This is a genomic window from Aestuariibaculum marinum, assembly GCF_014596975.1.
GTDB lineage: Bacteria > Bacteroidota > Bacteroidia > Flavobacteriales > Flavobacteriaceae > Aestuariibaculum > Aestuariibaculum marinum.
Window position 1 is genome coordinate 97,415 of record NZ_JACVXD010000001.1, and the last position, 18,061, is coordinate 115,475.

At 34.4% G+C, this 18,061-nt stretch carries 17 protein-coding genes; 13 read left to right on the forward strand and 4 right to left on the reverse strand.

Features of this window, described 5'->3' with window-relative positions; all coding sequences use genetic code 11:
* Window positions 1-36 precede the first annotated feature (36 nt).
* Entirely contained in the window at window positions 37-1,881 is a 1,845-nt protein-coding gene (locus ICJ85_RS00430; protein WP_188221798.1) for a sigma 54-interacting transcriptional regulator, read from the reverse strand.
* A 135-nt stretch (window positions 1,882-2,016) separates the two neighbouring features.
* On the opposite strand from ICJ85_RS00430, the gene ICJ85_RS00435 reads away from it, so the two are divergent.
* On the forward strand, window positions 2,017-4,050 hold the full coding sequence (locus tag ICJ85_RS00435) for an adenylate/guanylate cyclase domain-containing protein (RefSeq protein ID WP_188221799.1): 2,034 nt from the start codon (window positions 2,017-2,019) through the stop codon (window positions 4,048-4,050).
* A gap of 67 nt (window positions 4,051-4,117) precedes the next feature.
* Here the strand turns inward: ICJ85_RS00435 and ICJ85_RS00440 are convergent, their stop codons facing one another.
* Both ICJ85_RS00440 and ICJ85_RS00445 read right to left on the reverse strand, forming a co-directional pair.
* On the reverse strand, window positions 4,118-4,855 hold the full coding sequence (locus tag ICJ85_RS00440; protein ID WP_188221800.1) for a hypothetical protein: 738 nt from the start codon (window positions 4,853-4,855) through the stop codon (window positions 4,118-4,120).
* 142 nt (window positions 4,856-4,997) lie between these two features.
* Window positions 4,998-5,693 carry a Crp/Fnr family transcriptional regulator gene (locus ICJ85_RS00445; protein WP_188221801.1) on the reverse strand — a complete coding sequence of 232 codons (696 nt, stop codon included), beginning with the start codon at window positions 5,691-5,693 and terminating at the stop codon, window positions 4,998-5,000.
* 168 nt (window positions 5,694-5,861) lie between these two features.
* On the opposite strand from ICJ85_RS00445, the gene ICJ85_RS00450 reads away from it, so the two are divergent.
* The 6 genes from ICJ85_RS00450 (at window position 5,862) to ICJ85_RS00475 (ending at window position 11,158) form a co-directional block, all read left to right on the forward strand.
* Window positions 5,862-7,085, forward strand: a complete 1,224-nt coding sequence (locus tag ICJ85_RS00450) for a class I SAM-dependent rRNA methyltransferase (protein ID WP_188221802.1) — start codon at window positions 5,862-5,864, stop codon at window positions 7,083-7,085.
* Window positions 7,086-7,151: 66 nt separating this feature from the next.
* Window positions 7,152-8,099, forward strand: a complete 948-nt coding sequence (locus tag ICJ85_RS00455) for an NAD(P)H-dependent flavin oxidoreductase (protein ID WP_188221803.1) — start codon at window positions 7,152-7,154, stop codon at window positions 8,097-8,099.
* A gap of 61 nt (window positions 8,100-8,160) precedes the next feature.
* Window positions 8,161-9,147, forward strand: coding sequence for an aldo/keto reductase (locus ICJ85_RS00460; protein WP_188221804.1), 987 nt, complete (start codon window positions 8,161-8,163; stop codon window positions 9,145-9,147).
* Window positions 9,148-9,294: 147 nt separating this feature from the next.
* Entirely contained in the window at window positions 9,295-9,723 is a 429-nt protein-coding gene (locus ICJ85_RS00465; protein ID WP_188221805.1) for an META domain-containing protein, read from the forward strand.
* Window positions 9,724-9,725: 2 nt separating this feature from the next.
* The gene (locus ICJ85_RS00470) at window positions 9,726-10,532 is read left to right on the forward strand and encodes a COG3650 family protein (RefSeq protein WP_188221806.1); all 807 of its coding nucleotides are present in this window, start codon (window positions 9,726-9,728) and stop codon (window positions 10,530-10,532) included.
* Window positions 10,533-10,549: 17 nt separating this feature from the next.
* A complete protein-coding gene (locus ICJ85_RS00475; protein ID WP_188221807.1) occupies window positions 10,550-11,158 on the forward strand; it encodes a Pr6Pr family membrane protein in 609 nt (202 codons plus the stop codon).
* Here the strand turns inward: ICJ85_RS00475 and ICJ85_RS00480 are convergent.
* A complete protein-coding gene (locus tag ICJ85_RS00480) occupies window positions 11,135-11,707 on the reverse strand; it encodes a GNAT family N-acetyltransferase (RefSeq protein ID WP_188221808.1) in 573 nt (190 codons plus the stop codon). The two genes, ICJ85_RS00475 and ICJ85_RS00480, sit on opposite strands and share 24 nt — an antisense overlap.
* Before the next feature lie 99 nt (window positions 11,708-11,806).
* Here ICJ85_RS00480 and ICJ85_RS00485 point away from each other — a divergent pair, with 99 nt between their 5' ends.
* From ICJ85_RS00485 to mnmE, 6 genes are all read left to right on the forward strand, one after another.
* A complete protein-coding gene (locus ICJ85_RS00485) occupies window positions 11,807-12,232 on the forward strand; it encodes a PaaI family thioesterase (protein ID WP_188221809.1) in 426 nt (141 codons plus the stop codon).
* Window positions 12,233-12,235: 3 nt separating this feature from the next.
* The gene (locus tag ICJ85_RS00490) at window positions 12,236-13,354 is read left to right on the forward strand and encodes a chorismate-binding protein (protein WP_188221810.1); all 1,119 of its coding nucleotides are present in this window, start codon (window positions 12,236-12,238) and stop codon (window positions 13,352-13,354) included.
* 50 nt (window positions 13,355-13,404) lie between these two features.
* The gene (gene menD, locus ICJ85_RS00495) at window positions 13,405-15,165 is read left to right on the forward strand and encodes a 2-succinyl-5-enolpyruvyl-6-hydroxy-3-cyclohexene-1-carboxylate synthase (RefSeq protein ID WP_188221811.1); all 1,761 of its coding nucleotides are present in this window, start codon (window positions 13,405-13,407) and stop codon (window positions 15,163-15,165) included.
* A gap of 129 nt (window positions 15,166-15,294) precedes the next feature.
* Window positions 15,295-15,633 carry a DUF2853 family protein gene (locus ICJ85_RS00500; RefSeq protein ID WP_188221812.1) on the forward strand — a complete coding sequence of 113 codons (339 nt, stop codon included), beginning with the start codon at window positions 15,295-15,297 and terminating at the stop codon, window positions 15,631-15,633.
* Between the two features lie 109 nt (window positions 15,634-15,742).
* Entirely contained in the window at window positions 15,743-16,573 is an 831-nt protein-coding gene (locus ICJ85_RS00505) for a CvfB family protein (protein WP_188221813.1), read from the forward strand.
* Between the two features lie 6 nt (window positions 16,574-16,579).
* The gene (mnmE, locus tag ICJ85_RS00510) at window positions 16,580-17,977 is read left to right on the forward strand and encodes a tRNA uridine-5-carboxymethylaminomethyl(34) synthesis GTPase MnmE (RefSeq protein ID WP_188221814.1); all 1,398 of its coding nucleotides are present in this window, start codon (window positions 16,580-16,582) and stop codon (window positions 17,975-17,977) included.
* Window positions 17,978-18,061: the final 84 nt, after the last annotated feature.

The following is an 18,061-nucleotide window of genomic DNA, read 5'->3' on the forward strand; positions in this document are numbered from 1 at the left end:
GATATTTCGTTAGTGTATTTACGATATTTCGTGAATTTACACAGGTCGTTCTATGCCAAAAGCTTTAATTTTTGATGCCAGGGTAGTAGGGGGAATTTTTAAAAGAGATGCAGCACCGTTTTCACCAGATATTTTCCATCTGGTTTGTTTAAGGGCTTTAATAATATTTGATTTTTCTAATGCAGATAGTTCCTCAGCGGTATAAATTTTATCTGCTATAGGTTTTGTCGCTTTTGTATCTTCCTGTATTTGAAGAGGAATAATACTCTGTAGATTAAGGATTTTGTTTTTAGAAACAATAACCGCACGTTCTATCAGGTTTTGAAGTTCACGGACATTCCCGGGCCAATTGTAATTAATAAGTAAGGATCTATCGGCTTCAGATAGGGTCATAGGTAGTTTGCCCATTTTTTTTGAAAACTGGTTAGCCATCTCCTGTGCTATTAACACAACATCCGCGCCACGGCTTCTTAAAGCTGGAACTTCAATAGGGAATACATTTAGGCGATAATATAAATCTTCTCTAAACTTACCTTCTTTGGCAAAAGTTTTCAGGTTTCGATGAGTTGCCGCAATTATGCGTACGTCAACTTTAATGGTTTCAGAGCTGCCAACCGGATCAAATTCTCCTTCTTGTATAACCCTTAAAAGTTTGGGTTGAAGTTCTAAAGGCATTTCTCCTATTTCATCTAAAAATATAGTGCCTTTGTCAGCCAGTAAGAAACGTCCTTTCCTACTGGCTGTTGCTCCCGTAAAAGCACCTTTTTCATGACCAAACAATTCACTTTCTATAAGATTAGCAGGAATAGCACCGCAATTAATTTTAATGAGTGGTTTATCGCTTCGGTCACTTTCTTTATGTATCGCCCTGGCAACAAGTTCTTTTCCTGTTCCTGTTTCACCATGAATTAATACCGTGGCATTAGTTTTTGCAACCTGATGAATAAGGTTTAAAACTGTTTTCATACTTTGGTCTTCGGCTATGATGCCATAACCACTAGTAAGTTCTTGTATTTCTTCTTCTAAGTATTGCGTTTGATTTGTGAGCTGATTGATTTTGTTTTCAGCTCGAATGCGGTCTTCGGTATTTCTTAAAATTAAAGTGTAATAATACTCGTTTTCAACACCATACTTACTTATGGTGCCTTCATTTAAAGTTTCAGTATTATTTGAACCAATAACTTTAATAATTTGTGGCAGGAATTGGTTTATGGTATTATTATCAATTTCATTGCTAACAATGGTTTCAATTAAATCGGCGCTGTCGTCGTCGAAAAAAAACAGGACATTTCGTTGTAATACATCGTCGTTTTCCAGCATTTTGTTAGCTGAAGGGTTGGTTAAAATGATTTTAAAATTCTGATTAAACATAATAATGGCATCCATAGCACCATTAATAAGGCCACTCATTTTAGAATGAGCGATTTCAATGGCTTTTTTAGAACTGGCTAAACGCTCTTGGATGATGTCTAATTCACGATGGCGTTTAATTAAAACCGATAAAATACCGTTGGCAAAACCGGTGTCTGTTTTTATTAGGTTAACGAAGTTTTTTCGGTCTATTATTAAAACGTTTGTTTTTTCAACTGTGGTAACCGAAGCAGAACGCCTTTGGTCGTCTATTAAAGCATATTCACCAAAACATTCTCCAGCTTTAAGAAAACAATAAATATGGCTGCCTTCATGAACCTTTACATGACCTTCAAGAATAACATACATAGAGTCACCAACATCCCCTTTGGTTAAAATGCTTTCATTTTTTAAATAGGTTTCTGTTTTTGATGATTTGCAGAGGTTGTCTAATGAAGGTCTGGAAACCTCGGTAAAAAAAGGAACACCTGTTAGGAATTCAGAAACGTTATTTTTAAAAGTGTCCGGCATTTAAGATGGTATTGTTCTATAAATATAAATAATTATCAATATACAATTCTGTTTATGAGTTAATTATGTGAAATGTATTGTTTTAAAAGATAAAGTTTTAAATTAGTGTATTAAACTTTTATCTATTACGATAAAATGGCACAGTCAAGACAACTTGTAGCAATAATGTTTACCGATATTGAAGGGTATACAGCCTTAATGCAAAAGGATGAAAAACAAGCTGTGCATATACGTCAAAAGCACCGTGAAGTGTTTAATATGTCAACAAAAGAGTGTGAAGGTGAATTAATTCAGTATTACGGAGATGGCACATTAAGTGTTTTTAAAAGTTCGATAGCGGCAGTTAACTGTGCGATTAAAATGCAGCAGTATTTTCAGCAAAGTCCTGTTATTCCGGTTCGTATTGGAATTCATCTTGGAGATATTATTAAAACAGAAACCGATATTATTGGAGATGCCGTAAATGTGGCATCGAGAATTGAATCTTTGGCTGTTGCAGGAAGCATCTTGGTTTCAGGTAAGATTAACGATGATTTAAGAAACCAAAGTGAATTTGAAACTAAATATCTTGATGTTTTCGAATTTAAAAATGTGAATCAAACCATGCCGGTTTTTGCTATAGCAAATGAAGGAGTTGTTGTGCCGAATTTATCTGAAATAAATGGGAAAACCGAAGAGCGTATAGGGAAATCCTTCAAAAGTTTTAAGAGAAAAGCAGCTGTTTTACTTTTTGTGTTATTGGCTTTTATTGCCACATTATTAATAACCAGACAGCAAACCAGTAACGGTCATCAATTAAATGAATTAACAATTGCTGTACTACCATTTAACAGTGTGAATTTAGATAATAATTCGGAGTCTTTTACCGATGGTGTTACCGATGATATAATAACTCACCTTTCTAAAATCCAGCATTTGCAAGTTATTTCCAGAGCATCGGCCATGCATTACAAAGGAACCGAAAAGTCTATTCAGCAAATAGCAAAAGAATTAGATGTAAATTATATTCTAGAAGGAAGTGTGCGTGTTAATGATAATCAGGTCCGTATCAATGCCAATTTGGTAGATGCCGCCAGTAATAAAAATTTATGGGCCAATAATTACGATAATACGATGGTGCAGATATTTAAGTTGCAGACTGATGTTTCAAAAGATATAGCTAATGCACTTAAAATTCGATTGAGTGAAACTGAGGAATCTCGTTTAAATAGTTTACCCACAAATAATCCGGAAGCCTACAGTGTGTTTAAAGAAGGTCAAATGTATTTACACAGAGGAGGAGGAAAAGTTGAGGAACTTAAAAAAGCAGAGCAATTATTTAAGCGCGCCACAGAGATTGATCCTAATTTTTGTAGAGCCTATGTTGGTTTAGCAGAAACCTATCTTGAATATATTTTCTGGGGAAGAGAGTCTCCAAAAAAAATGTTGGAACAGGCATCTATACCTGCGTTAAAGGCTTTAGCGATTAATTCAAATGATGGAGGGACTTTTGGAGCCTTAGGGGCTATTAGTTATTATAAATACCAGAGAGAAACAGCCATACTTTACTTGAAAAAAGCTATTGAAATTAACCCAAGTTATGTAAACGCTTATGATAAGTTGGCATGGATTTATGCATTTGAAGGAAATCTGAAATTGATGGAGGAGAACTTCAATAAGGTAATTAAATTAGACCCTTTGTCCTCCAAATATATAGGTGATATGGGGCAGCACTATTATTATCTTGGTGAATATCAAAAAGCCATTGATAAAATGGATGAATCCTTAAAAATGTTTCCAAATAATAATATGCTGATATGGATGAAGGCCACAAATTTAACCGGTTTAGGAAAATATCATGAAGCTATAGAGCTTTATACATCCAGAAGTGTTGCTTCTAATACCAATTGGATGTTAGGTTACTCTTATGGTATGATTGGCGAACGAGAAAAAGCCCAAGATATTTTAGAATACCAGCTGAACAAAAACAAAATGGTTTATGTGCCACCTTTTATGATTGCAACCATTTATATGGGCTTAGGAGATGTTGAGAATGCTTTAACCTGGTTGGAAAAAGATTATGAAGTTGGAGGTCAAGGACTTTTCTTTTGGGGACTGAAGCAAGATATAAGGTTTAAACCTTTAAGGGAAGAACCAAGATTTCAGGCTTTATTGAGTAAAGTAAACTAGCTTTAAAAATTAAAAGCGCAATCTAGAATATCGATTACGCTTTTAGGTGACTAATTCAAATAAAATATTAAATAAACTTACCATTACTATTTAACTTCAAAGATTTTTTATTACCGTTTGCATCTATTTTTACCTTGTAAATTTTGTTTGTTCCAGCTTGTTCATTGTATGTAACTATATAGGTGTTGGTTTTAATAACAGCACCGGGATATTCATTGTTAATAGCATCTAACACAATACGAGGAAGTCTGATATCTTTAAAGCGTTCATACGATCTTAGAAGATTTCCTTCCGAATCAAATACCGCATTAATTTGACCGTTTTTATCGGCACCTTCTTTAAAGGCTATTTCAAATGTATCTGGTTTTTCGCTATAAGATTCGTGTTGTGTAATATCAAAATTAGCAACCATTGTTTCTAATACACTAATGCGGTCACAATCCGATGATAATGAAACGGCTTCATGGTATTCATCGTTTAAATGATTTTTTGTTGTTTTGGCAATTGAAGATTTCCCTTTTATTGATTCCACAATATAGTTGTCATCAACCATAAAGTCATCATTTAAAATAGCTATTAGGTTATCTTTAAAACTTGAAATTTTACTTGATGTAGCAAAATTGGGCTCTCTTTCTCTTACTATTTTATGAGCATTTGCTTTATTCCATACAACCTCAGGAGATTCTATTAAAAACGTTTCCATGATTGTTTCTAAATAGAGTGGATGACGTTGATCCTCGATTTGTGAATAACTTAGGTTGGCTAAGCCTAAGAGGGTTAAAGCCAGTAAAAAATTTTTCATCATAATAGAATTTAATTAAACAATTTGCTATTACTATTATTCAGGGAGAAAAATTTTATACTGTAAAACTAGTCCGATTATGCAATGTCGTTTGCTACCTAAGTAGCATTTTAATATGTTTTAAGAAATGTTTAACTTTTAATAATCACTCGTTATTTAACTTATCTAAGAGTAGATTCATATTCTTTATTTCTATTGTTTTGTTTTTAATGTCAATAATGCCTTCTTTTTTAAAGATTTGAATCTGACGGTTTAAAACGGCTCTGGTTGTACCTATAAGTTGAGCGAGTTCTTTATGAGGGAGGTTGTTTATGTTTTCAATTTGATTTGAAGAATGGTTGATGTTATTTATAAGAAGCTTTGCTAATTTGGTCGAGGTGTCATCAATAGAAGTACTGGAAACATAGGCTTCTAAATCATTAAGTTTGTAAAGCGTATAATGTAGTAATGATTTATAAAATTCAGGATTATCGGCCATCCACCGTTTTAGTAAAAGTGAGTTTGTTACTAGTATCTTGGCATTTGTTAAAGTCTCATAATACACTTTGTGTTGAGAAAAATTCAATAAACGCGACACATCAAAAGCATCATGTTTAACTAATAAAAAAAGAGTGATTTTACGGTCTTTAGATTTGTTGTAATAGTAGAGTTTTAGTTTCCCCGATATAATAATGTAAAAGTTATATTGAGTACCATCTCCATCTAACAGGCAGGTGTTTTTAGGCCATTGTTTTACTGTGGAAATTTTCGTGTAGGCATGTAATTGCTCATCAGAAATCTCATTGAATAAAGAGTTTTCTTTCAGAATAGGGATGATATAATCTTTATTTTCTTTAGCCATGTTAGGGAACAGTTATTTTTAATAAAGATTATCAGGGAGGTGCTATAACCTCAGGGTATTCCAAATTTAATCAATTTTAAGTTAGTAATCTCAATTTTTAATTAGAATTGTTTTATTCCCAGTGTTAAAAGAAATACTTTTGAAGTCTGAAAATTATACACTACACACATGTCCTTTTCAAAAAAATTAAAATCAACTTATTCGCCAAACAGATTAGCCGTAAAACTTAACACAAAAGGTGAGCAGTTTGTTTTAAAAGGGCACCCTTGGGTGTTTTCAAACAACATAACAAAGATAAAAGACGATGCTAAGTCGGGTGATTTAGCTATTGTTTTTGATAAAAGTAAAAATAGAGTTATTGGTTTAGGGCTTTACGATGCCAACTCGCCAATACGTATAAAAATGCTGCATAGCGGGTTTGAAAAGGCCGAAATAAATGCTGAATTTTTTCAGAATAGAATTAACGAAGCTTTCGCTAAACGTCATGAATTACTTCAAACCAACACCAATAGTTATCGTTTATTGTTTGGAGAAAATGATGGTTTTCCAGGGCTAATTGCTGATGTGTACAATACAGTTTTAGTGGTGAAGATCTATTCAGAAATCTGGTTACCTTATTTAGAAAGTATTGTGCCAAGTCTTCAAAAAATATCGGAAGCCGAAACGGTTGTTATTCGTTTAAGCCGAAGTTTAGAACAATCTAAACTGCATGATTTAGAAAATGGAGAAGTAGTTTTTGGGAAGCTCGAAAATGAGGTGGTTGAGTTTGTAGAACATAATGTAAAGTTTTCAGCTAACGTTATTAAAGGACATAAAACGGGTTATTTCTTAGATCATCGTGCTAATAGAAAACAAGTGGGAGAGTGGAGTAAGGGTAAAACAGTTTTAGATGTCTTTAGTTATGCAGGAGGATTCTCGGTTCATGCATTGTACAACGGAGCAACCTCAGTAACGAGTTTAGATATTAGTAGACAGGCTTTAGATATAGCAGTCGAAAACGGAAAGCTTAACGATTATCCTGGAGAACATAAAATTATAGCAGGCGATGCTTTTGAGGAACTTCAAAAACTTATAGACAACAAGGTAACATTTGATGTTGTGGTTATCGATCCACCGAGTTTTGCCAAGCAAGCTTCAGAAATAGACTTGGCAAAGAAAAAGTATGCCCAGTTGGCTCAGTTAGGAGAAAGACTGACTGCAAAACACGGGCTTTTGGTTTTGGCGTCTTGTTCATCACGAGTAACGTCGCAAGCTTTTTTCGATATCAATCAGCTAGTTTTAAGCAAAGTTAATCGTCCGTATAATTTAAAATTAAAAACCTATCACGATACCGATCATCCTATTGGATTTGAAGAAGGCGCTTATTTAAAATGTGGATATTATCAGTTTTAATATTCAGATTGCATAAGGTGTTATGCGTGCATAATATTTTGTATGTTTGTATAAAACCAACAGTAAATGTCAACTAAACTTACCACACTTCTCAATATTAAACACCCTATTATTTTAGCACCAATGTTTTTGGTGTCTAACACGGCCATGGTTAAGGCAGCCATGAACGAAGGGATTGCCGGGTGTATTCCTGCGCTTAATTACCGAACCTTAGAAGAATTAAGGTTAGCTATTAAGGAATTAAAGGAAGCTAAGGTAGAAGGAGGTTCCTTTGGTTTTAATTTAATCGTTAATAAATCAAATATTAAGTACAAAGATCAGTTACAGGTGCTTTGTGACGAAGGGTGTGACTTTATTATTACCTCCCTCGGTAATCCCGAAGAAACCATTACCGAAGCTCATAAAGCAGGAATTAAAGTGTTTTGTGATGTGGTTGATTTAAAGTATGCTAAAAAAGTTGAAGCCTTGGGGGCCGATGCCGTTATTGCTGTCAATAATGAAGCAGGTGGCCATCGAGGCGATTTATCGCCTGAAACCCTTATAAAATTATTAACGGCGCAATGCAAAATTCCTGTGATTTCAGCGGGAGGCGTTGGTTGTAAAGCTGATGTAGACAGGATGTTAAGTTATGGTGCAGCGGGAGTATCTGTGGGGAGTCCGTTTATAGCCTCAATGGAAGCTAACGTTACGGACGAATATAAACAGGCTTGTGTAGATTATGGTGCAGATGATATTGTTATGACCGAACGTATCTCTGGGACACCATGTACTGTGATTAACACCCCTTATGTTAAAAAAATAGGAACTAAAGCAACATGGTTAGAGTCTGTTTTAAATCGACATAAAAAACTTAAGAAATGGGTGAAAATGATTCGGTTTTCAATAGGTATGAATGCCACAAAAAATGCAGCTACAAAAGCGACGTATAAGACCGTTTGGGTTGCAGGTCCAAGCATTGCACACACGACTGAAATATTGCCGGTTTCATCTATTATAAAACGCTTAATTGAATAAGGGCTTTTTTCTGAATTGTTTATTATAACTTTGTTTGCAGAAATTTAGAAATTAAACAATAATGAAACATAGATATTTAGGCCAAAATGGTTTTGAAGTTAGTGAAGTAGGATTAGGATGCTGGCAATTGGGAGCCGATTGGGGGCAAGATTTGTCAAAAGAAACAGCATTCGAAATTTTAAACGAAGCCGTAAAAAACGGCATCACCTTTTTTGATACTGCCGATGTTTACGGTAATGGAAAAAGTGAAGCGTTAATTGGTGAGTTTTTAAAAACCTGTGATATACCAATCAGAGTAGCCACTAAGTTTGGTAGAGCTGCCAATGCTTATCCAGATAAATATACTAAAGATGTATTGCGAAAAACGGTTCAAGAATCCCTTGAGCGTTTAGGAGTAGATAGTTTAGATTTGCTTCAATTACATTGTATCCCAACGGAATATTTAAAAGAAGGAGAAATTTTTGACTGGTTACGAGATTTAAAAGCAGAAGGTTTAATACAACATTTTGGAGCAAGCGTTGAAACGGTTGAAGAAGGATTGATTTGTTTAGAACAGGAAGGTATATTATCACTACAAGTTATTTTTAATGTATTTCGCCAAAAGTTGGTAAGCGAATTATTACCTCAGGCACAAGAAAAAGGTGTTGGTATAATTGTAAGATTACCATTGGCAAGTGGTTTGCTAACTGGAAAATTTAATGCAAACACTACTTTTGCTGAAGACGATCACAGAAATTTTAATCGCGACGGACAAGCTTTTAATGTAGGGGAGACTTTTGCAGGATTGCCTTATGAGAAAGGATTGGAGTTAGTTGATGCTATTAAAAATAATATCCTTCTAGATGAATTGACTATGGCACAACTGGCTTTACGTTGGATTTTAGATCACAAAGCGGTAAGTTCAATTATTCCTGGAGCGAGTTCAAAACAACAGGTTATTGGTAATGCTCAGGTATCAAATTTAAATGCCTTATCTCCGGAAGTACATCAGGCATTAACTCAATTATATAAAGAAAAAGTTCACGATTACATTCGTGGGGGATATTAAAAACCCTGTTAAAACACACTAAACATCGCAGCAAGTTAGTTTCTGCGATGTTTTTTATGTTAAAAGATGTTTTGATACGTTAAAACGTTTGATATTCAGAGTTTAATAAACTAATTTCGTAAGAAACGTATTAAATTTATTTTTCTTATGAAACACTTAACCTTATCTTTCTGTATAGCTTCACTGCTGTTATTTTTTTCTTGTAAAACATCACAATCTACCAGCGATGCATTGTTCGATACACAATGGGAATTAGAATATGTTACCGGACCCAGAATAGCTTTTGAGGCGCTTTATCCGAATAAAAAACCTCAAATTACATTCAATAAAGAAGACGGTAAAGTCATGGGGAATAATGGTTGTAATGGATATTCAGCCGATTATACTTTAGAAGGTAATAAATTATCTTTTGGAGAGCCCGGACCATCGACTTTAATGTTTTGTGAAGGAGGAGGAGAAGCAGTGTTTTTAAAAACCATGAAAAAAATTGAAGCCTACAGCATAGATGCAGATGGTAAATTGAACTTAATGATGGGAGATTTACCAATGATGCGCTTTAAAAAAATAACACGTTAGTTATGCGTAGATTGTTATGTTATTTTCCAGTTTTTGTCATCTTATGTTTTTCATGTAAAAATCAAAAAACAAAACCTTCCGAAGCGTTAGAGGTTGAAGCAATAGATGTTGCTGATATTCAGGTAAAAGAAGAAAATTCAGAAGCTATGAAGTCTGGTTCGTATTTTATAGCTGCAGGAACGGAGCCATTTTGGGGATTGTCTATAGCAGATAATAAAATTGAATTGAAAATGATGAGTGACACGATAACAACACCTCATGTAGCCCCTGTTCGTGCGATGGATGCTAATGTTAAGCGTTATAGAGTTGAAACGGAAGCCGTGAATTTAACTATCCAGGTTTCAAAGCGTAAGTGCATTAATGCCATGTCGGGAGAGGAGTTTCCGTATTCTGTAACGATAAATTATAATTATACGGGACTGGAAACAGAACATACTTTTCAAGGGTGTGGTTACTATACAACAACGTTAAAAACGGGTTGTTATGCTTATAATGATAATAACAATTCAGTAATGTTTAAAATTACAGATGTAAGTGATGAGGTTTTCGGCAGATTAAAATATAGTTATCATGAAAAGGATGAAAGTACTGGTAATTTTAGAGGAAGGTTGTATCGTGATAGGCTGTTTGGAACATTCACATTTATGTCAGAAGGTATTGAAAGTGTTCGAGAAGTGGCCTTTTTGGTAAAACAAGATACCTTAATTGAAGGATTAGGGGCACTAAATGAGGCAGGTACTGCGTTTAAATTTAGAGATAGTATTCAATATACATCTAAAACCCCATTAACAATTACGGATTGTAAATAATATTGATTTAAGCTCTTATGAAAACAAGGTTAGCTTATAGCATTGCGATATTAGGTTGGTTTGCTGTATTGATGCAGTTTGTATTGATGCTGATGAATAAAACCATGTCTTCAACCGAAACGATAGTTCGGTTTTTTAGTTATTTCACGATTCTAACCAATACCATAGTCGCTTTATTTTTTACCACTAAAAATTTAAACTTACAAAAGGTAGATTTTAAAACCTGGTTAACACCTATAGCTGTGTATATTACAGTAGTCTGTTTGGTATATCAGATTTTATTAAGGCCTGTTTGGTCACCGGTAGGGTTTCAAATTGTAATAGATGAATTATTGCATAGTATAATCCCTGTTTTAACGGTGTTATATTGGTTTTTATATGACGGTGCTAAGCATGTAGTTTGGTCGTTAATTCCCAAATGGTTGATATATCCGTTAGTGTATTTGATTTATATTTTAGTTCGAGGTATGTTTTCTGGTTTTTACCCGTATCCGTTTATTAATGTTCTGGAAATTGGCTGGCAACAAACACTAATTAATAGCGCATTAATGTGTTTGTTGTTTTTAATGTTGTTTTCGATGTTTATTGGTTTAGGACAACGTTTAAAGTTGGGCAATTATAACTGATTTTATCTCTGGCCACTCTTCTTTTAAAATACCATAATAGCAAGTACTTCGTTTAAATCCGTCGAGCATTAATACATCTTTTCTTAAAATACCTTCTAACGAAGCACCTATTTTTTCAACGGCTTTTCTTGATCTTGTGTTGCGCTCGTCTACTGTAAAACAAACTTTATCAAAATTCAGAGTTTCAAAAGCATATTCCAGCATTAAATATTTCATATGCAAATTGAGTCCGCTGCCTTGAAATTCTTTTCCAATCCATGTCCAACCAATATGCAAAAGTTTGTTTTGCCAGTTTATTAGTGCAAATCGCGTGCTTCCGGCATACGTGTTTGTCTGTTTGTCCAAAATAATAAAGGGTAATGCTGATTTATGGTAATAGGCATCGACCGCAGTCTGTACATAACCTTTTAAATCCTCTGGCGTATCAATTTTACTTGGCGAATATTGGACAAGGTTCGGTTGTTGCGCGATATCTAAAAGATGTTTGTAATTGCTCAGATCCAACAAGGAGAGTTTTACACGATGATTTTCGAGAGAAGGAGCTTTCATAAAAGTGTTAGGATTCAAAATTTTAATTAAAGGTTAATTTTTGATGCCTTTCCTTAGCATTTTGTATTTTTACCTGCGCTAATAAAAATACAATATTAAATGCCATTATCTAAAGAAAATGTAATAGCCCAAGCCAATGCGGCTTGTAAAAATACTTTAATGGAAACCTTAGAAATAGAGGTTGTAGATTTTGGCGATGATTTTTTAGTAGCGCGCATGCCAGTAAACTCTCGTGTGCATCAGCCTGATGGTGTTTTGCATGGTGGCGCTACAGCTGCTTTAGCTGAAAGTGTAGGGAGTTTTGCTTCGCATATATTTATAGATACTGAAACGTTTTTTGTACGTGGTATAGAAATTTCTGCAAACCATTTAAAAAGTATTCGAGAAGGCTTTGTTTATGCCAAGGCGACATTTGTTCATAAAGGAAGAACAACACAGTTGCTCGACATCAAAGTAACCGACGAGGATAACAACTTAATTTCGGTTTGCAAATTATCTACCATTTCGTTGCCAAAACAAGGATAGTTAATGACCCTATTTAATTTTTTTAACTGTATTGAAACCCAATACAACAACAAGTTGCCTTTTGTTGCTTATCGGAAACCCGGAGAATCTTCCATTTCCGGACTGTTACAAAAAGACAATGCCTTACATGTAACTAAAGATTTTACCGAAAAAGGCTTTGTTTTTGCACCTTTTGATGATGCTTCAGATGCTGTTTTATTGCCAGTAGATTATGCCTCAAAAATTGTATGTTCAGATTATGAGGTGATTCCAACGCAACTCAACGTTAAACCACTATCGGTGGTAACCGATGAGCAAAAAGTGTTTCACATTAATTTGGTGAATAAGGGCGTTGAAGCAATAAAGGATTCAGCTTTTAAAAAGGTGGTTTTATCAAGACAGGAAGCTGTAGAAATTAGCGAGCAAAATCCAATAGAAATTTTTAAGAGTCTTCTGAATCATTATTCTTTAGCTTTTGTGTATTGTTGGTATCATCCTAAAGTTGGTTTATGGCTTGGAGCCACACCGGAAACCTTAATAAAAATTGAAGGGCATCAGTTTTCTATCATGTCTTTAGCAGGAACTCAGGAATACAACGGAACACTTGATGTAACTTGGCAGGATAAAGAAAAAGAAGAACAACAGTTTGTTACCGATTTTATTGTAGACAGCATTAAACCATCGGTAGATTATTTAAAAGTTTCCAATACAGAAACTGTAAAAGCAGGTAACTTGGTGCATTTAAGAACTTTGATTTCGGCCCGGTTAGATTCAAATTCAGCATTAAAAGATGTGATTTCTATTATTCATCCAACACCAGCGGTTTGTGGTTTACCAAAACAGGCTTCGAAGGATTTCATCTTAAAAAACGAAAACTATAATCGAGAATTCTACACAGGATTTTTAGGTGAACTTAATTTAGAAACTGTAGTTAAACCGCGTTCTGGGCGTAGAAATATAGAAAACAGAGCTTATGCTATTCCTAAAAAAAGTACGCAGTTGTATGTTAATTTGCGCTGTATGCAAATCAAAAATAATACGGCTATAATCTATGTTGGAGGCGGTATAACTTCGCATTCAAATGCTGAAAGTGAATGGGATGAAACTGTTTCAAAATCTAAGGTGATGAAAAATGTACTGTAATTAGGGTATTTGCTGCGCTATTATTACTTTTACATATTCATTAAAAAGCTATGATTTACCCAAATATTCCTCTTGCTCAAACTGTTATCGAGTTGTGTAAAGCTAAAGGTATTCAACATATTGTAATATCTCCAGGAAGTAGAAATGCACCTTTAACGCTTGGTTTTTCCAATAACCCATACTTTAAATGTTACAGTGTTGTAGATGAGCGTTGTGCCGCTTTTTTTGCTATGGGTATTGCGCAACAAATACAAAAGCCTACAGCAGTAGTATGTACCTCAGGTAGTGCACTTTTAAATTATTATCCAGCGGTAGCCGAAGCGTTTTATAGCAATATTCCGTTCGTCGTGTTATCAGCCGATCGTCCAAAACATTTAATTGGTATCGGTGACGGACAAACTATAAATCAGAAGAATGTTTTTGATAACCATATTCTCTATTCAGCAAATTTGAAACTGGATTTGAAGGATGAGAATAACCTTCCGGGAAATGAAGATTTACCGATTTTCAAAAATTTGGAAGACCGATTAGAACGTTTTTTAGGACTTCAAAAAGATATTCAGTCGTTCAACGAAGAGGAAATTCAGGTAGCAATAAATCATTCAATCATAAAACAAGGGCCAGTTCACATTAATATTCCTTTTGATGAACCCTTGTATCAAACGGTAGATAAGTTAAGTGTAGCGCCGAAAGTAACAGAATTTTCTATTAAGCAAAAAACTATTGAAAGTTATACGTTGCAGGAGTGTCTGGAAGACTGGAATGCTGCTACCAAAAAGATGGTTTTGGTGGGGGTAAATCAGCCTAATGCCATTGAAAAAAAATGGCTTGATGAGCTGGCTGAAGACGACAGTGTGATAGTGTTTACAGAAACCACATCAAATTTAAACCACGATAGCTTTTTTCCGAGTATCGATCAAATGATTGCGCCATTAACAGAGAAGGAAGAGCAGGCATTGCAGCCGGATATTTTGGTTACTTTTGGAGGATTGATTGTATCAAAAAAAATTAAAGCTTTTCTACGCAAGTATCAACCAAGAGAACATTGGCACATAGGGAAGAAAGATGCAAATGATACATTCTTCTGTCTAACCAGTCATTTAGAGGTCACTCCAAATCAGTTTTTTGAGACGTTTTTACCAAAATTAACGCACTATGTTAAGAGTCATTACCATTCCGATTGGATGAAGGTAAGAGAACTCCGTTTGGAAAAACATCAGCAATACTTAGAACAAATTCCGTTCAGTGATTTTAAAGTATTCAATTATTTATTTAAAGCCGTTCCTAATCATACGGTATTACAAATAGGAAACAGTTCTGCTATTCGTTATGCGCAACTGTTTACGTTAAATAAGACACTAGAAGTGTATTGTAATCGAGGAACCAGTGGAATTGATGGCAGTACCTCTACAGCGGTGGGTTGTGCAGTAGCTAATGAAAAACAGACTACATTTATAACGGGAGATTTAAGCTTTTTTTACGACAGTAATGCGCTTTGGAATAACTATATACCCGCTAATTTTAGAATAATAGTAGTGAATAATACGGGTGGTGGTATTTTTAGAATTCTCCCAGGGCATAAGGATACAGAAAACTTCGACACCTATTTCGAGACCAATCATAATCTTACGGCAAAACATCTTTGCGATATGTATGGTTTAGATTATGCTATAGCTAATGAAGAAACCTCTTTAGAATATGCATTACAAGGGTTTTATGAGAAAAGTGAAAAGCCTAAATTACTGGAAGTGTTTACGCCAAAAAAAGTTAACGATAAAGTTCTATTAAACTATTTTGAGTTTTTAAAATAAGTCGTTTTATCCGTTAACAATTACTTTCATTGTAAAGTCTGTGTTATATGTGACTTTTCAATTTTTATAGTGTCTTAAAATTAAGTATATTTAGAACAACTAATTTATTAATTTATAAAAGACCTAATTATGAGTAAAAGAGATGAGCTTATTGCAAAATATGCTGCCGATTTAAAAGAAAAATGTGGAGTAGATGCAGATATGGATTTGTTAACGAAAGTAACTATTGGGTGCGGACCTGCAATTTATAATGCAGATGCAGCAACAGTTTCCGGATCTGATGAAACCGAGGTAGCAACGGTAAAAAACAACTTTTTAATTAAAAAATTAGGTTTAACCGATGGTCCGGATTTAGATGCAGGCATTGAAGCAGTTATGGAACAATACGGTAAATCTAACCGTAATAAATACCGAGCTGTAGTTTATTATTTGCTAACTAAGCATTTTGGTAAAGAATCTGTTTATTAGAATACACTTAATTATATAAATGAAAAGCGTTGTAATTATGTATTGCAGCGCTTTTTTTATGTCTTATATTTATTAGAAAAACTCTTGTTAATATTATTACCTTTGCAGCATGATAAATATAGGGCAAATTAATACATTAGAAATTCTACGTGAAACCGATCATGGTATTTACTTGGTAGATGAAGATAATAATGAGGTTTTACTACCAAACAGGTATGTTCCGGAAAGCTTTAAAATTTGGGATAAGCTAGATGTTTTTGTGTATTTAGACAATGAAGAACGTCCGGTAGCAACTACCGATATGCCTTATATAAAACTAGGTGAATTTGCCTTATTACGTTGTAGTCAGGTGAACGATTATGGTGCTTTTTTAGACTGGGGACTGGTTAAGGAATTATTTTGTCCGTTTAAAGAGCAAGCTTTTAAAATGAAACCTAAAGGGTGGTACTTGGTGCATTGTTATATGGATGAGAAGACCGAAAGATTGGTAGCCTCAAGTAAAACCAATCGTTTTTTAAGTAATAAAGAACTTACCGTTAAACAGTTTGATGAGGTGGATTTAATTGTATCGCATCCTTCAGAAATTGGTATGAACGTTATTGTGAATAAAAAACATACAGGTTTAATTTATAACGATCAAATCTTTACAGAGCTTAGCGTAGGTGATAAATTAAAAGGAATCGTTAAGAAGATTCGTCCTGGCAATAAACTGGATATTGTTTTAGGACAGATTGGTTATAGAAATATAGAGCCTAATGCTGAACGTATTTTAAAGGAGTTGGAAGACAATAGTGGCTTTTTAGATTTAACTGATAAGTCGTCACCCGAAGATATTAAAGACCTACTTCAAATGAGTAAAAAGAACTTTAAAAAGGCAGTAGGTTCTTTATACAAAGAGAAGAAAATTGAGATTAAACCAGACGGCATTTATTTAGTTTAGACCTTTATGATTAATCAAGATACCATAGTTGCCTTAGCAACCCCTTCAGGAGCAGGAGCTATTGCGGTTATTCGTTTGTCTGGTAAAGATGCGATTACTATTGCCGATAGTTGTTTTAGGTCGGTTGTAAATAATAAATCGCTTGCCAAACAGAAAACCCATACCATACATTTAGGACATATTGTCGATGGACCTAAAACCATTGATGAGGTTTTGGTGTCGGTTTTTAAAAACCCGAACTCCTATACCGGTGAAGATGTGGTTGAGGTGTCTTGTCATGGTTCTAATTATATTCAACAGGAAATTATTCAGTTGTTTCTTCGAAAAGGCTGTAGAACAGCAACGCCTGGAGAATTTACATTGCGAGCATTTTTAAATGGAAAATTAGATTTAAGTCAGGCGGAAGCTGTAGCCGATTTAATTTCCAGTGATAATGAAGCGTCTCATCAAATAGCGATGCAACAAATGCGTGGTGGATTTTCGTCTGAAATCGCTAAACTTCGTGAAGAGTTATTGAATTTTGCTTCCTTAATAGAATTAGAATTAGATTTCGCAGAAGAAGATGTCGAGTTTGCAGACAGAACTCAGTTTAAAGATTTAGTAGACCGCATTAGTGTGGTATTAAAGCGTTTAATTGATTCGTTTGCTGTAGGGAACGTTATTAAAAACGGAATTCCTGTAGCTATTGTAGGCGAACCTAATGTTGGTAAATCTACTTTATTAAATGCCCTTTTAAATGAGGAACGCGCTATTGTATCAGATGTTGCAGGAACGACAAGAGACACTATTGAAGACGAAATTTCAATAGGAGGTATCGGTTTTCGATTTATCGATACTGCCGGTATTCGAGAAACTCAGGATGTGGTTGAAAGCATTGGTATAAAAAAGACGTTTGAGAAAATAGAGCAAGCTCAGGTTGTGGTTTTCTTAGCAGATAGCACCAATCTTAAAGAGGATAGTTTTATTAAATCGTTTAAGATAGAAATTGAAAAAATTAAGAATAAATATCCGCAAAAGCCAATTGTTATTATAGCTAATAAAATTGATAAGCTTTCAGAAACCGAAATAGAGAATATTAAAAGTCAGATTTCAGATTTACATTTATTATCGGCAAAAACCGGATTTGGTGTCGAAGACTTAAAAGAGAAACTACTAAGTTTTGTAAATACCGGAGCTTTAAGAAATAACGATACCATTGTAACGAATACAAGACATTACGACTCGTTATTGAAAGCTTTAGAAGAGATTGAAAAAGTGCGCTACGGTTTAGATTCTGGTTTGTCTGGAGATTTATTGGCTATCGATATTCGTCAGGCCTTGTATTACTTCGGTGAAATTACTGGTCAGGTTACGAACGATGAGTTACTGGGTAATATTTTTGCTAATTTCTGTATCGGTAAATAGCCACACAAAACATAATATTTCAACAACAGCCTCTTTGGTATCAAAGAGGCTGTTGTTTTTCTATATAGTTGCTTGATTACTATT

Bases quoted from the DNA above. Each gene is read 5' to 3' on its own strand.
- ICJ85_RS00465 (WP_188221805.1), top strand. From the start codon at position 9,295: ATGAAACACTTAACCTTATCTTTCTGTATAGCTTCACTGCTGTTATTT.
- ICJ85_RS00485 (WP_188221809.1), top strand. From the start codon at position 11,807: ATGCCATTATCTAAAGAAAATGTAATAGCCCAAGCCAATGCGGCTTGT.
- ICJ85_RS00500 (WP_188221812.1), top strand. From the start codon at position 15,295: ATGAGTAAAAGAGATGAGCTTATTGCAAAATATGCTGCCGATTTAAAA.
- ICJ85_RS00480 (WP_188221808.1), bottom strand. From the start codon at position 11,707: ATGAAAGCTCCTTCTCTCGAAAATCATCGTGTAAAACTCTCCTTGTTG.
- ICJ85_RS00460 (WP_188221804.1), top strand. From the start codon at position 8,161: ATGAAACATAGATATTTAGGCCAAAATGGTTTTGAAGTTAGTGAAGTA.
- ICJ85_RS00450 (WP_188221802.1), top strand. From the start codon at position 5,862: ATGTCCTTTTCAAAAAAATTAAAATCAACTTATTCGCCAAACAGATTA.
- ICJ85_RS00490 (WP_188221810.1), top strand. From the start codon at position 12,236: ATGACCCTATTTAATTTTTTTAACTGTATTGAAACCCAATACAACAAC.
- ICJ85_RS00505 (WP_188221813.1), top strand. From the start codon at position 15,743: ATGATAAATATAGGGCAAATTAATACATTAGAAATTCTACGTGAAACC.
- ICJ85_RS00475 (WP_188221807.1), top strand. From the start codon at position 10,550: ATGAAAACAAGGTTAGCTTATAGCATTGCGATATTAGGTTGGTTTGCT.
- menD (WP_188221811.1), top strand. From the start codon at position 13,405: ATGATTTACCCAAATATTCCTCTTGCTCAAACTGTTATCGAGTTGTGT.
- ICJ85_RS00445 (WP_188221801.1), bottom strand. From the start codon at position 5,693: ATGGCTAAAGAAAATAAAGATTATATCATCCCTATTCTGAAAGAAAAC.
- ICJ85_RS00430 (WP_188221798.1), bottom strand. From the start codon at position 1,881: ATGCCGGACACTTTTAAAAATAACGTTTCTGAATTCCTAACAGGTGTT.
- ICJ85_RS00435 (WP_188221799.1), top strand. From the start codon at position 2,017: ATGGCACAGTCAAGACAACTTGTAGCAATAATGTTTACCGATATTGAA.
- ICJ85_RS00440 (WP_188221800.1), bottom strand. From the start codon at position 4,855: ATGATGAAAAATTTTTTACTGGCTTTAACCCTCTTAGGCTTAGCCAAC.
- ICJ85_RS00470 (WP_188221806.1), top strand. From the start codon at position 9,726: ATGCGTAGATTGTTATGTTATTTTCCAGTTTTTGTCATCTTATGTTTT.
- mnmE (WP_188221814.1), top strand. From the start codon at position 16,580: ATGATTAATCAAGATACCATAGTTGCCTTAGCAACCCCTTCAGGAGCA.
- ICJ85_RS00455 (WP_188221803.1), top strand. From the start codon at position 7,152: ATGTCAACTAAACTTACCACACTTCTCAATATTAAACACCCTATTATT.